Genomic DNA, 14064 nt, shown 5'->3' on the forward strand with positions numbered 1-14064 from the left:
TCTTCACATGGCGTAATCGCGGCTGACGTCTTCTTGAGAACACGAGGATCGGTACGATCGGCGTCAGCAAATCGAAAAGGAGCCGCGCTATGAAGCAGTACGTTGGTCTGGACATCTCTATGGAAGAAACCAGCATTTGCGTTTTGGACCAGGCCGGCGGCGTGACATTCGAAGGTTGTGCGCCGACCAATCCGGAGGCGATCGCTGAGCTCCTAAGGCGTCATGCCGGCAATGCTGAGCGGATCGTCTTTGAAACGGGCTCGCTATCCAATTGGCTTTGGCATCAACTCAGGGCACTGGGCTTTCCGGTGATTTGCCTTGATGCGCGTCACGCCAACGCGGCGTTATCAATGCGTATCAACAAGTCGGATCAAAACGATGCCAAGGGATTGGCCGAAATGGCCCGCATGGGATGGTACCGGGAAGCTGCCGTGAAGGGGGCGGAGAGCTGGAAAACCCGTTCGATGCTGGCGGCTCGAAGCAAGCTGGTGGATCTGCGGCGTGACCTCGACAACCAGATGCGTGGTCTTTGTAAGGGGCTGGGAATATTGCTCGGCAGGGCCGGTTCGACCAATCTGGCTCGCAAAGTCAACGCCGTCCTCGCTGAATCGCCGGATTTGCAAAGTATTTTCGCGCCGCTACTCCTTGCTCAGTCCTGTTTGACCGAGCAAATTGAAAAATTTGATCGAGAACTTCTGGTGATGGCGAAGGGTGACCAAACTGTTCGGCGAATGATGACCGTTCCCGGTATCGGTCCCCTGACCGCTCTGGCCTTCGTCGTTACCATCGACAACCCCGCTCGCTTCAGACATTCCGCCGACGTTGGTGCCTATCTCGGCCTGACACCAAGACGTCATCAATCCGGCGAGATCGACCGCACTGGCCGCATCTCCAAACGCGGCAACCATCAGGTTCGGACTTATCTGTTCGAAGCCGCGAACGTCCTGCTGACCGTTGTCAGGCGAGGTTCTGCGCTCAAGCGCTGGGGCAGCAAACTGACAAAAAGGATCGGCGCCAAAAAGACGAAGGTTGCCGTTGCTCGCAAAATGGCTGTCATCCTCCACTCCATCTGGACCGACGGCACTGAGTTCCAGGCAGAGATGCGCGCCGCATGAAGTAACCCTAAACCGACACCCAGATCCGCCTCCGGCGGAACAAGCGTCCCTGCCGGGACGAAGGTGTTGGCAATCTCGAAGTCGTCCCTGCGGGCGTTACGCACCGCGCTCTTCACATCGAGATGCACACCTCTTGAACGCCATCATGCGGCGGCTGTAGAGACGACCGCGGAAAGAACCATGAACCCGGCAGTGGATGATTTTTGTCTAATCGGGGTTGACACCGTGCCCGCGATTAAAGAACGGACGACTATCAAAAGTGGCGTCGGGATGCATTCGTCCCCGTGGGTTGGCTCGATAGTAGCGAGAGCGCTCTCGAGCAAGCCGCTGCTTCTAAAAGCTTATGGCGGGCTGGGCTCGTTTCGCGGCGTCGCTCGACGTTCGCTCAATCACCTGACCGAGCCTCCGCACGAGGACCCATGGAAGGGACCATCGCTTGGCATGTTGTCGGCATGGTAGTTGGGGTTCGCAGACGCTCGGACGCTCGGGAGCTTTCTCGCGCTCAATCGGTCCGAGCTTATTCAATAAAGTCCCTTTGTTCGCAGAACCCGCCTAACTTGCCAACGCTTAGACTAGCGGACCGATCGAATCACGGCGAGGACAAAGATTAACCAAGTAGCGACGCAGAACAATAAAGCGAGGCGCCACGCTCTTACCCTGAATCGACGTCGCCATTTTACCAGCTCCGATGCGCAGCCGGTAAAACAGTGCCCCCGAACGACGCTTACGATCTGACAATAATCGTGAAATTCAAACTGCGAGCGATTTTTCCGGATGTACTTGATCCGCTCCCGAGGCGAGAAGCAGTAGGCCCATATGTTATGCGCCTCGTCGTCGTTCGACCCGCGGCATTCATTAGATAGAGCACGCTGGACTTCCGGCGTATCGATATGATGATCTATGTCGAGCGCATAAACGCGTAGCATGTGCAGTAGAAGCATGATGCGTATCTTTCGTGTTCCGCGATCCACGCCTACAATGTGACGCTGCGTGAGATTCAAGCTATTCCTTCGATCGCCCACCAGATCTAGTAAATACCGGCCGCGGTCTCGCCCGCGTTCCCGAACCTCGCAACAGTCGCGGAACTCGCGAAGTCGATTGATAGCAGCTCGGCACGCCGCAAAAGCGCCGCTTCTCTAGCGACAGCGGCTCTTCGAGCAATTTCAAGGATCGCCAGAGGAACAGCCCGGCCAATCCCGGTGCTTCGTAGAGGTGGCTTTTCGTCTACCTTGGCGGCCCACCCGCTAGTCTCGCGAATGACGCGTCTGCCGCCGGCACTGGAATTAACATATTTCGTCCGACCAGCCGTTCGGAGGGGTTGAACCGCACGCAGCGTCAAATTGTAGGATCTCGAACAAGTAGGCTCACCGGCCAGGCCGACGCCACTAACGAGTTCAAGGATCGCCAATGTCTCAGCCTGTTAAGATCTACGCCACACCATGCTGCGAGGATCCATACCTCCTTCGTGCATGCAATTTGGTATCATTTTTGGACAGCAAGCACTCCAAACACGACTGCGGAGATGGGCGCGTCGTAGTAGGCCAACTGCAAGAGCGGCCTCCAGGGCGCATTCTGCCGCGTACTCTAAGTCACAAATTACCGACATCCAATCTACAACCGGTCCGATGCGCGACCAAGCTGTCCGACACCGAACAGCGTGATTTTGGTAGTCGACGCGTAGCTTCCCTGCCCCTCCGACAATTGTAGACCTCTCTCTCATTGGTCACTTTCCGTAGCCGCTCCCACCACTGAGCCTTTGGCCTACTGTGTCTACAGGCACCGTTGAGCGTCCTGCTCCACGCCGCCCCCCAAGAGGATATCGTGAATCGAACGCATTGCCCCCTTTCTCGTCAGACCTATAGAGCGGTTTGGCATGTAGGAGCTTTCATTGCTTTTACGACAACGAGCTCTCTCAGCGCTGTCGCTCGAGAGCTTCGTGCCATGGAGGAAGAGCTACCGGCTTGCACCCCGGATGTGCTTCGCTTGTGTCGCAATGAGATACCGAACGTCGACGCTATCACTGCTTGCCTGCGAACCAAGCTCAACAGCTTGAGCGACCATTGTCGCTACGTGATGTCAGCGCATATTAGCGCGAAACCAAAAGCAGGCTCGAAATGACATTGCGGCACACATTCGATCGGTCCTGGTTCGTTTGGCTTCCCTGATCCATAGGATTATTCCTGGCGTGTCGTCGTTATGACCAGCCGGGACAACTCTTCTCGGAACCGTAAGTCCCCGCAGCTTTCGAGCGTCGCGCTCTCGAGCTGTGCTTGAGCAAATAGACGAATGCAGAAACTACCATTCGATACGGTTTTGATCGCCAATAGGGGCGAAATAGCCGTGCGCATCATCAAGACGTTGCGTAAATTGGGTTTGCGCTCAGCAATCGTCTACCACGAGGTGGATGCGGCGACATTAGCCGTTTCTATGGCGGACACAGCGATTGCCATCGAGGGTAGTTCCCCGATCGCGGCCTATCTTGATGCTGAGCAAATCATCGCTTCCGCCCGCAGAGCCAATGTGGGCGCGTTGCATCCCGGCTATGGGTTTCTGTCGGAGAGCCCCGAATTCGCGAGGGCCGTTTCGAACGCTTGCATCGCATTCGTCGGGCCAACTCCGGAAAGCATCGAATTGATGGGCGATAAAATCCGCGCCCGGAAATTTGTTCAGCAGGCTGGATTTCTTGTCGCACCGTCAGCCGTAGAAGAAGACGATCCAGAGACCTTCGCGTCCCGCGCGCGGGACCTTGGCTTACCTTTGCTGGTGAAACCTTCGGCAGGTGGTGGAGGCAAGGGGATTCAGATTGTGCGCGACCTCGGCGCCCTCGATGATGCGATTGTTCAAGCTCGTCGTGAGGGATTGCGGTATTTTGGAGATGGCCGGCTCTACGTCGAACGGTGTTTTGAGAAACCACGCCACATCGAAGTGCAGGTGCTCGGGGATTTCTTCGGAAACGTTGTCCATCTCTTTGAGCGCGAGTGCTCCGTCCAGCGACGCTTTCAGAAGATCATCGAGGAGACGCCCTCGCCCGCCTTGTCCGCCAATCTGCAGAAGCGTGTTTGTGAAATGGCGGTTGGTATCGCCCGTAGCGCCAATTATCGAAATGCTGGCACCGTCGAGTTCATCTTCGATGGGCATGAGTTCCATTTTCTCGAGATGAACACTCGACTTCAGGTTGAACATCCAGTGACCGAGATGGTCACCGGCATCGATCTGGTCGCCGAACAACTCCATGTGGCCGCGGGTTACGAGCTTACCCTCTCACAATCCGACATTGTGTCCAACGGTCACGCAATTGAAGCGAGGCTATACGCCGAGGCTCCTGAACGGGAATACGCTCCGACAACCGGAAAGATCCTCATGTTGGAGTACCCAGAGTACGAAGGCGTACGAATCGACAGCGGTATAGTCCAGGGTCAGAAAATCTCGACGGCGTTTGATCCGATGCTCGCAAAGATCGTCGTACATTCGGCCACGCGCCGTGAAGCCGCATTGAAGGCGGCCCACGTGATGCGCCAGTTGGTGCTCCTCGGCTGTGAGACCAACGCCGATTTTCTGGCTCGCCTGCTCATGGACGACACTTTTTTGAGCGGACAGATTCATACCGGTTATCTCGATGAGAACCCGCACCTGGCCGTCGGCCAATGCGGAAGCGATCTGCCCGCCATCTTGGCAGCCGCGGCACTTCTGACCAAGCCCGTTCGCGATGCGGCAGACAACGTGCCCAAGCTCCATGCAGAGCTCGGCAAGTGGAGAAACTAACGTGAGGCATTCTTTTGCGCTTAAGGCCGAGAGCTATGAATTATGGCTTTCACCAGGCCAACGCGACTATCGCCTTCACCTAGGCGGAGAGGTCATTGCGCCAGTGGCGTTCTCCCATCATCTCGGCGGCAGCGGCATACTGGAAATTGCGAACGAGACTGTGCCAGTCAGATTTGCAATCGATGGCGACGTGCTTCACCTGCATGTCCGCGGCAGGACGCACATCCTGCGATACCGCGATAGACTAAGTGAATTCGATTTATCTGAGGTGCTGGCAAGTCATGATGCGGCCCGAGCGCCGATGCCCGGCGTCGTGGTTGCGATCAACGTTTCGCGGGGCGATGCGGTCAGCCGAGGCGCAACGCTGATGTTGGTCGAAAGCATGAAGCTGGAATTTGTCGTACGTGCCCCTCGGGGCGGTGTGGTCGATCGCGTTCACTTTGAAGTGGGCCAAAGCTTCGAACAAGGCGCTGCGCTGGTTACGTTTTCCGACGAAGGGCGGTAACATGCAGCGGATTATTTCTCGGGTGGATACCACCTCGCAAGAATTTCGCGTTAACGAGCTCCACAACCGAAGGCTTGCTGCCGAGCTGAAGGAGCGCCAGCGTTCCGCTCGCTTCGATCGGCCGACACGAGACATTGAGCGCCTGCGGCGGCAAAACAAGCTATTTGTTCGTGATCGGATCGAAGCGTTGCTCGATCCCGAAACTCCGTTTCTCGAGCTTTCGACGCTTGCTGGCAACAAGGCTTATGATGGCGAGGTACCGGGCGCCGGGCAGATCGTCGGCCTCGGCATCGTGGCGGGTCGCGAGGTCATTGTTCACGCAGATGATGCCAGTGTGAAGGGCGGAGCTTGGTATCCACTATCCGTGAAGAAGATTGTGCGGGCATTGGATATCGCAATTGAGAACCGCCTCATGGTGGTCCATCTTTGCGACTGCGCCGGCGGCTTCTTGCCTCTGCAGGCTGAGTTTTTCGCTGATCGCTACCACGCGGGTCGAATCCTCCGTAACCAATCAATCCTCGCCAAGATGGGAGTACCGCAGGTCGCCATCGTCATGGGGCACTGTAGCGCGGGAGGGGCCTACGTTCCGGCACTGAGCGATTACAACATCATCGTGCAGGGAACGGGGGCCATCTTTCTCGGTGGACCTCCAGTCGTAAAAGCCGCCACCGGGGAGGTGGTATCTGCCGAAGAGCTGGGTGGCGCTGACATGCATACGCGCGTTTCGGGAACGAGCGACTACTTTGCGACTTGCGAAGTGCATGCGATCGCCATCGCGCGGGACATCGTCGCTCGCATAAAGCGCCCAACGAAAGAAGCGATTGATCAATCCGCTCCGGAGCCTCCGGCCTATAACGCATCCGAACTATACGGCATCATTCCGAAGGATCCTCGCGTTCAGTTCGACATTCTGGAGATCATCGCGCGCCTCGTGGATGGCAGCCGATTCCATGAATACCAGCCGTGCTATGACCGCTCCCTGATATGCGGTTTCGCACGTCTCCAGGGATATCAGATCGGGGTCATCGCAAACAATGGCGTGTTGCAGAACCACAGCGTCCTGAAGGGCGCTCACTTTATCCAACTCTGCGATGAGAACCGGACGCCCCTGCTCTTCCTGCAGAACACCACCGGCTTTATGGTTGGACGAGAATACGAACATGGCGGCATCACCAAGCACGGCACCAACCTCATCATGGCCGTCTCCGCCGCGTCGGTACCCAAACTCACCGTGATCTGCAATGGCTCCCACGGAGCAGGAACATACGCTATGGCGGGGCGAGCATTCGATCCACGTTTCTTGTTTACCTGGCCACAATCGCAGATTTCGGCCATGGGGGCGGAACAAGCGGCGGGCGTACTCACCCATGTCAAAGCAAGGCAATTGGCGCGTGAAGGCGGGCGTTTGTCCGACCAGGAACTGGCAGTCATTCGAGAGCCGATCATGAAAGAGTACCGGGCGCGATCGAGCGCCTATTATGCAACTTCCGAGCTTTGGGATGACGGTATTCTTGATCCCGTAGATACGCGAACCGCACTGTCAATTGCCTTGAGCGCTTCGCTTAATACTCCAATCGAAGCGCCGCGTTACGGTGTCTTTAGAATGTAGCTGCGGGCAACGCATTGAGCACGCGCTCTCGCGCAACAGGCACTTCGCAAGGAGAGCTCCAATTCAACGGGACCGGCCTTTCACTCAATCCGACGCATTGTTCCCGTCCAGCGGAGCGAGCGCGTTCTCACCACCACGAAGTCACTCACGCACTGAACCACCCGAAAGCCTGCCCATGCAATGCCCGAAATGTCATGCCAATGATCAAAGCGCATTACACGACCCCTGGAGCGGCCGTCCGGTGATCGCCTGCAACGCTTGCGCCGACTATGTTGAGGACGAGCTGGCCGAGCACAAAAGAGCGTGCGCCATAGTCGCCGATGTCGTTGCACCCGACTTGATCGGCAGAGACAACGGTGGTGCTCAGCGCGCTGCAAGCGAGATCCTCCAGGCGCTTGAGAATTCCGGCTTGACAATCCGTCGCGCCTGAACCTGTAGGAGCTCACCCGTGGTCGAACACTTTTTCCATCATTTTAGTCGCGGCTTTGCGGCCGTCTACTGTGATGGTTTTCTCTTCGCGTTCCGCGCGAGCAGAGCTTCTCGCGTAGAGATCCTGCCGAGGAATGGAAGAGGAGCGACATACGGGCTTGGTGTGTGCGCCCTGCTCAGCCGCATGATCCTGCCTACCAAGAGCTAAGTGTAACGCAGGTTAAGATCACACCACGACCTCTATGGCTGCGGCATACAGCGCGAAACCGAGGAAAAGTATCAAAACATGCAGAATCCGACAACGAACAAGATGCAGCCGATTCCGGAGCGACAATAGACGGGGCCCTCCGGCAACAATAGCTGCAAACGACATTCACAAATCGGACGATCTCCTCTTTCGGTCAACACAGGGTCGAAGGCAGGACCGGAAACACACAGACCGCTCGCTTCGCGATCGCACGTATGAAGCGATAACCTGAGAGGACTTCTATGGTAAAGCCAGTTGTAATTGTGGTCGGCGCAGACAAGGGAGGAGTCGGCAAGACGACCGTATCTCGGACGCTTCTGGATTATTTCAGCGCGAATAATGTGCAGACCCGCGCATTTGATACCGAGTCGCCCCGCGGCACGCTGAAGCGCTTTCACCCTGCGATCACCGAGATCGTTGACATGACGAGAACCGCGGACCAGATGAAGATCTTTGATACGCTGAACTCCAGTCTATCAGTTACCGTCATCGATGTTCGTGCCGGATTGATGTCCCCAGCGTTGGCGTCCCTGCGCGACATAGGTTTTTTGGAGGCCGCGCGGTCAGGCCAACTCACCTTCGCAGTATTTCACGTATTGGGATCGTCCATCGCCTCGCTAGATGAGATCGCTGAAACAAGCGATTTCATGGCCGGCGCAAAATACTATCTAGTCAAGAACTTCATCAACGACACCCAGTTCTTTCAGTGGGACCAGTCGACCTACGATTCCTATTTTAAGCGAATCAAAGACGCCACCGATCTGACCATCCCGAAGCTCAACGAGATGGCCTATGAACAGGTCGAGGTCTCCTCCGTTCCTTTCGTCAATTTCGTCGCGAACAAGGGACTACACGACGACGCCGCGAACTTCTCGTTCGTGCTGCGCGGCTACGTACGGCATTGGCTCGCCAATGTCTGGAGCGAGTATGACCGCATCAACCTGACCGATCTCGCCGGCGCTAAGTCGGTGACCCGTGCGGGCGAAAGATAGTCCCTTGCGGATCCATACGCGCTGGATTAGCGATTTTGGCCACCCCGGTCTACATCATCTGCTCTGCAAGCCCGCAAGTCGGCAAGACGCTGATTGCTCGGCTCTTGAGCGAGTTCTTGCTACTGAAGAACGGTGCGGTGCTCTCCTTCGATATCAACTTGAAGGAGCCGTCGTTGCTCGACTACCTCCCCTCCATCACAGAGACGGCGGATGTCACCGATACCTATGGCAAAATGCAGCTCGTTGATCGACTCATTCTTGACGACGGGGTAGCCAAGGTGATCGACCTTGGCTTCCACGCTTTCGACGAGTTCTTCAAGATGTGCGGCGAGATCGGCTTCCTCAGCGAAGCGATACGACAAAACGTTGTGCCAATCATTCTATTTGTCGCAGATATTAATCGCGTGTCAGCTCGTGCGCATGAGATGCTGCGGCGGCAGATCCCGAAGCAAATCCTAATCACCGTACATAACGAATTCTTTGTCCGCGGCGAACTGTTCGAGGCTATGCACCACGGGCCCGTGGTGCGTTTTGCGGCACTGCCGGTATTTCTCAATAATTACATCTGCCGGCTAGGTTTGTCCTTCACCGGCTATCTGCGCCACGAGAAGGACACTTCGACGGAACTTCATCAGTGGATTCGGCGGAATTACACTATCTTCCGCGATATCGAGCTGAGTGTGATCCCCCAATGGTCCTGTTAAGTGAGGCCCGACAGGGGAAACAATGCGGTCCATCGTAGCTTAAGCTGCATTTGCCGAAGGGGCGTAACACACGATCACGGCCCTCAAGAGCGCTGAGAAGCGATGGTTTGGCGAACGGGGATAGCTACTGTAAGCACCCAACGACACAGGATGAAGGATAGTGAATCTTTCCACGTTGATTGAGCGTAACGCGGCGTTCGCTCCTAACAAACCTGCGATCCAGTTCCAAGGCGACACCTTAAGTTACGCCGACTTTAATCAGCGTATCGGCCGGGCGGCACGGACCCTGCAAACTGCATTCGGCGTCAAGAGGGGCGATCGCGTCGCTGTCCTGAGCCTCAACCGCCCTGATTATCTAGTTCTCCTCTACGCTTGCGCACGGATCGGGGCGATATTGGTGCCGATGAATTGGCGATTGGCGTTGGCTGAGCAGCTTTTCATCCTTTCGAACGTTGGCGCTAAGGTTCTGGTCCTCGAGCAGGCTTTTGGAGCCGTTCTGCCGATATTGTCGGAGACGCTGCCCGGCATCGCAACCGTGGGCTTCGGCTTTGCGTCTCCCGGCGCGTGCACGTGGGAGGGCTTGTTGGATCAGACACAGGGGGACAGCTACGAGCCTCGCGCAAACCTGGCCGACCCGCTTCTGATTGTCTACACATCAGGCACCACTGGCCGGCCGAAGGGGGCAGTGCTCCGCCAAGAGGCGTTATTGTGGAACGGCGTGATGAGCCAACACATGCACGCCCTCACATCTGACGATCATGTGCTGACCGTATTGCCGCTTTTCCACGTCGGCGGCCTCAACATTCAGACGACGCCTGCATTGCATATCGGCGCGACCGTCACAATCCATTCACGGTTTGCGACTGAGGCTACCCTTTCCGCGCTCGAGCAGGATCGCCCCACTTTGACAGTCCTTGTGCCTGCGACCATTCAGGCCTTGACCGACCACCTGATGTGGTCCAGGACCGATGTGTCGTCACTGAAGGCGGTTTCCGTTGGCTCCTCGACCGTGCCGCAGCACCTGGTTGATCGCTTGGTTGCTCGCGTGCCGGTGCTCCACATTTACGGCTCCACGGAGACAAGCCCCATTGCGATCTATACAAGGCTCGGCGGCGACCTTTCGCGGCAAGGGTCGACCGGCCTGCCCGGAATATGCTGCGAAGCGGTTGTCATGGATGATGCAGGTAACGAGTTGCCCGCGGGGTCGCCAGGTGAGATCGCAGTGCGCGGGCCTAACGTATTGCAGGAGTATTGGGGCAATCATCCCGCCACGCGCGAGGTGATGCATGACGGCTGGTATCGTACTGGCGACATCGCCCGTCGCGATACCGACGGATATTTTTGGGTCGATGACCGTAAGAAAAACCTGATCATTTCCGGTGGAGAAAACATCTATCCGGCAGAGGTCGAGCGCGTACTTTTGGAGCATCCCGATGTTGCTGAGTGCGCGGTCATCGGCCGGCCGGATCCACAATGGGATGAGGTGCCGGTTGCCTATGTGATCAAGCGGTCAGGAGCCCGCATAGACGGCGAGGCACTCGTAACACATGTGCAATCCCATCTTGCACGCTTCAAAGCGCCGCGCGAAATCATTTTTATAGAAGAATTGCCGAAAACGGCCCTGGGTAAGATTCAGCATACTGTGCTCAAACAGCTCGATGCTCGCTCAGGCGAGAATGCCCTCAGCGATTGACGAACGGCATCTGGGGGTACGCGCAACTCTTCCTGTACCGATAACGTTCATGCGCTTCAGCGCCGCGTGCCGCTGCGAATCATCGGCGAATGCACGCTCCAATGAAGAACATCCCTTCCAGCGACCAGACCGGCTGAAGCTGTCGGCAACACGTCGCTCGTCGATTTTTTTGGGACGAAAGTTGACGCACTTTGCCGTGGATGTCAGGTGCTGCCGATTTTTCGCTTCAGCAACCGCGCGAAGCCGCCACACTTGCCCCCTATGTTGGCGGGCGAGCTTGCTTGCCGATTTAGAAGGCAGAACTCACATCAGACAGCGGGAGCATCGATGCTTGGTCAGAACGTCAATCTGTTTCGATATGCCTCTCGAGATACGGCGGGGAATGGAATAGACGCTTCGCATCTTTTTTGGCACCAACGGCTGCGACCGCGATCCATCAGTTCGTATAACCGATACTTTCACGGATGAGCATTAGCGAACGCTTCACTCCGCTTTCCGCGAGCCTCGCGAACATGCGAGCTGAAGCTAAGACCGACGTGCGATCCGGCTCTCCCTCACCGTCGTTCGAGCAATCTTTACCCGAATAGCTACCATGACATTTGCAGAATCGGACCTTGTCGCTCAGGGCGCATCCGGGCGAAGGCCCTGGGACGCAGCAGATCACGACCGCGTATCTCAACCTCGCGCTGGCCTCTGCCTCCCGCGCCAAACGGAAAAGGCATCCCGCTAAGCTATGCAATTCTTGAGGTTTGCCTCAGCCCTCTCGAAGAACGCCTAGTCGCCCGCCGCAGGCCCGTGTACGTAAACCTGAAAGATCCACGTGATTCAAATTATACCACCAAAGACGTCCACCATCCGGCACTGCTTGTCGGCTCGCGAGCGGTCCTTCGGACTCGCCCTACTGTCCTACGCGAGGGACTTGCGGGAATTATATTACTGTTACTCGAGGCTTCTAGTCGGCATCTCTCTGGGTCGGTGGCAGCGCTGGCTCCTTCTCGAACCTGTTTCCGAGGCCCTGACCTTCACTTTCTGTGGATTGCTTCTGCTGCTGGCGTTTGCCATCTCGACTACCCGCGCCCTTTGGCAAGAGGATTGCCTGAAGGCTTCCGATGTCACGGTGTGCCTGCTTAACGGACGCGCCGGGCCGATTGGCCATGGGGTACCGATCCCGCTTAGGGACCTTCCCGACTCGCTGATCAAGGCCACGATCGCAACCGAGGACCGCCAATTTTACAACCATCTCGACATCGATTTCCCTGGTACTGTCCACCTGCTACTTGAGGCGGAGAACGGCTCCCACCAGCACAGCTCAACAATCACCGAGCAACTCGCAAGGACACTGCTTTTGGATGCAGAGCCCAGCATCGGACACAAAATCAAGCAGGTTCTGCTCGCAATCTGGCTAGAATGGAATCTGACCAAAGATGAAATCTTGAGGCTTTATCTCAACTGTGTCGATATGGGCGCCGATACCCTCGGTGTCGATGGTGCGGCGCGCTTTTACTTCAATAAGCCTGCCCGCGATGTGACCCTCGCTGAAGCTGCGATGCTGGTCGGCCTGATCAACGCGCCGACAAGATATGCTCCTCCCATCGACCCGACTACCGCTCATGCTCGCGCCAACATGGTGCTGGACAACTTGATCGAAGCCGGATTCATGACTGAAGACCAAGCGATCGGAGCACGGCACAACGCCGCAAAAGTGATCGCACGGCGTAATGGGACATCAAATTAAAATGATCGCTCAGAAACACCTTTCTCGCACAATTTCAGATGGGTGCTACTGATGGCGCGACGTTTTCGCAAGCTCCAATTCAGCTTGCGTCGTCGACAAAGAAGCTCACCAGAGCTTTCCGATGGACATACTGTGCTACCTCGATTGTCCTGTCAGCTTATCTCTGCGGGGCGCTTGAAATGTTGCAGCGACCCAGTCCCCCATCGCATGTAAACACTATCTGACCTGCCACTGAGTTTTCATCCGGTGGCAGTTAGAGTCTCGGGGTTTTTGCAGTGAGACCGAACTTTGGACCACCCGGAACTAGAGTTTTGCGCCTCTGACCATAGTATTTGAATATTAATAGTCGCCACCTTAGCCAACAATCTAAAGCCTTCCGGTGACACCATCCCGTGGCAGATCTCCGGCCGGGCTTGGATACTCTCTTTCCCAAAAACGGTCCGTTTCGAGTCGTGATGCGTGGCACACACGACGCCGCTTCGGCTCGTCAACCGTAACTGATTAGAGATCCTTAATTTTTCAACGGCACGGATTGAGGTTTTGCGCGGAGTCTTTCTTGAGAGAACAGCGCAGTCCATACAGAGTTACCGCGCCGTCTCGCTAATGGGACAACAGCCGCGGCTGTCCCGCGCACAGATAGATTCGATCCGTGATTTGACGCATCAATCTTACTATTGAAGGTACTAAAATATCGAATTTCGCTAAGTACAAGCCACTTCAAACACCAATAGTCATCATGGCTTCAACGAGCGCCTGTATAGGCTTGATCAACGCATCGACATGCATTCAGTGGGATGAATGATTGCGACTGCTTCGCGACGCGTTCCAGCGCCAGCTACGTCCCACTTCTGGCCAGCAGCGTGCCGTTGCCGAAAGGATATTCTACTGGAGTTTCCGCTCATGGATCACCCTCCTCCCCAACAGCAGCAAGGATTTGACGCTCTGGTGAGCGTGGCATTTGAGAAGTCATGGCGTTTTGTAGAGAAAGACCCGTTCCTGACCCATAATGCCGAGGCATTGCTCCGCGCTCGGCTGCGCATCCATCTGGAGCGTTCATTGGAAACGGGCGAAAAAGATGTTCTTCATCTGGCAAACAACGCTATATGGAATCTACGCACCGAACTTGGACGGCAGCCGAGTATAGTGCCGCCCTCGCGGGGGCCCGGAAAGCGGTCGTAAGTCCCAACTACCATGGATCGGCGCTCTTGAAGGTAGGCAATGGTCTTCGTTTGGCTGCAGCCTCCGTTGCACCCGTACGGCCCGCTTCCAGTAG

9 protein-coding genes are annotated in these 14064 nt (G+C 56.3%); all 9 read left to right on the forward strand.

The annotated features are described in order from the left end of the window. Positions 1-89 precede the first annotated feature (89 nt). Positions 90-1115: an IS110 family RNA-guided transposase gene (locus tag AOQ71_RS20595; protein WP_057748104.1), complete on the forward strand. Its 1026-nt coding sequence runs from the start codon at positions 90-92 to the stop codon at positions 1113-1115. A 2286-nt stretch (positions 1116-3401) separates the two neighbouring features. Beyond that, the gene (locus AOQ71_RS20600) at positions 3402-4877 is read left to right on the forward strand and encodes an acetyl-CoA carboxylase biotin carboxylase subunit (RefSeq protein ID WP_057750111.1); all 1476 of its coding nucleotides are present in this window, start codon (positions 3402-3404) and stop codon (positions 4875-4877) included. A gap of 1 nt (position 4878) precedes the next feature. After that, positions 4879-5382, forward strand: a complete 504-nt coding sequence (locus tag AOQ71_RS43560; RefSeq protein WP_162268386.1) for an acyl-CoA carboxylase biotin carboxyl carrier protein subunit — start codon at positions 4879-4881, stop codon at positions 5380-5382. A gap of 1 nt (position 5383) precedes the next feature. Beyond that, positions 5384-6991 (forward strand): acyl-CoA carboxylase subunit beta, encoded by a 1608-nt coding sequence (locus tag AOQ71_RS20610; protein ID WP_057750117.1) that lies wholly within the window; start codon positions 5384-5386, stop codon positions 6989-6991. 175 nt (positions 6992-7166) lie between these two features. Further along, a complete protein-coding gene (locus AOQ71_RS20615) occupies positions 7167-7421 on the forward strand; it encodes a hypothetical protein (protein ID WP_157083596.1) in 255 nt (84 codons plus the stop codon). 488 nt (positions 7422-7909) lie between these two features. After that, the gene (locus AOQ71_RS20620) at positions 7910-8659 is read left to right on the forward strand and encodes a P-loop NTPase family protein (RefSeq protein WP_057750123.1); all 750 of its coding nucleotides are present in this window, start codon (positions 7910-7912) and stop codon (positions 8657-8659) included. A 32-nt stretch (positions 8660-8691) separates the two neighbouring features. After that, positions 8692-9363 (forward strand): hypothetical protein, encoded by a 672-nt coding sequence (locus AOQ71_RS20625; protein ID WP_057750126.1) that lies wholly within the window; start codon positions 8692-8694, stop codon positions 9361-9363. Positions 9364-9523: 160 nt separating this feature from the next. After that, entirely contained in the window at positions 9524-11056 is a 1533-nt protein-coding gene (locus AOQ71_RS20630; protein WP_057750130.1) for a class I adenylate-forming enzyme family protein, read from the forward strand. 1036 nt (positions 11057-12092) lie between these two features. Next, entirely contained in the window at positions 12093-12791 is a 699-nt protein-coding gene (locus AOQ71_RS20635; RefSeq protein ID WP_205668244.1) for a transglycosylase domain-containing protein, read from the forward strand. Positions 12792-14064 lie beyond the last annotated feature (1273 nt).

It is taken from the genome of Bradyrhizobium manausense (genome assembly GCF_001440035.1).
GTDB classification, from domain to species: domain Bacteria; phylum Pseudomonadota; class Alphaproteobacteria; order Rhizobiales; family Xanthobacteraceae; genus Bradyrhizobium; species Bradyrhizobium manausense.

What these genes read in the sequence shown, in the direction of transcription:
- AOQ71_RS20595 (WP_057748104.1), top strand. Translation starts at nt 90, where the DNA reads ATGAAGCAGTACGTTGGTCTGGACATCTCTATGGAAGAAACCAGCATT.
- AOQ71_RS20620 (WP_057750123.1), top strand. Translation starts at nt 7,910, where the DNA reads ATGGTAAAGCCAGTTGTAATTGTGGTCGGCGCAGACAAGGGAGGAGTC.
- AOQ71_RS20610 (WP_057750117.1), top strand. Translation starts at nt 5,384, where the DNA reads ATGCAGCGGATTATTTCTCGGGTGGATACCACCTCGCAAGAATTTCGC.
- AOQ71_RS20615 (WP_157083596.1), top strand. Translation starts at nt 7,167, where the DNA reads ATGCAATGCCCGAAATGTCATGCCAATGATCAAAGCGCATTACACGAC.
- AOQ71_RS20600 (WP_057750111.1), top strand. Translation starts at nt 3,402, where the DNA reads ATGCAGAAACTACCATTCGATACGGTTTTGATCGCCAATAGGGGCGAA.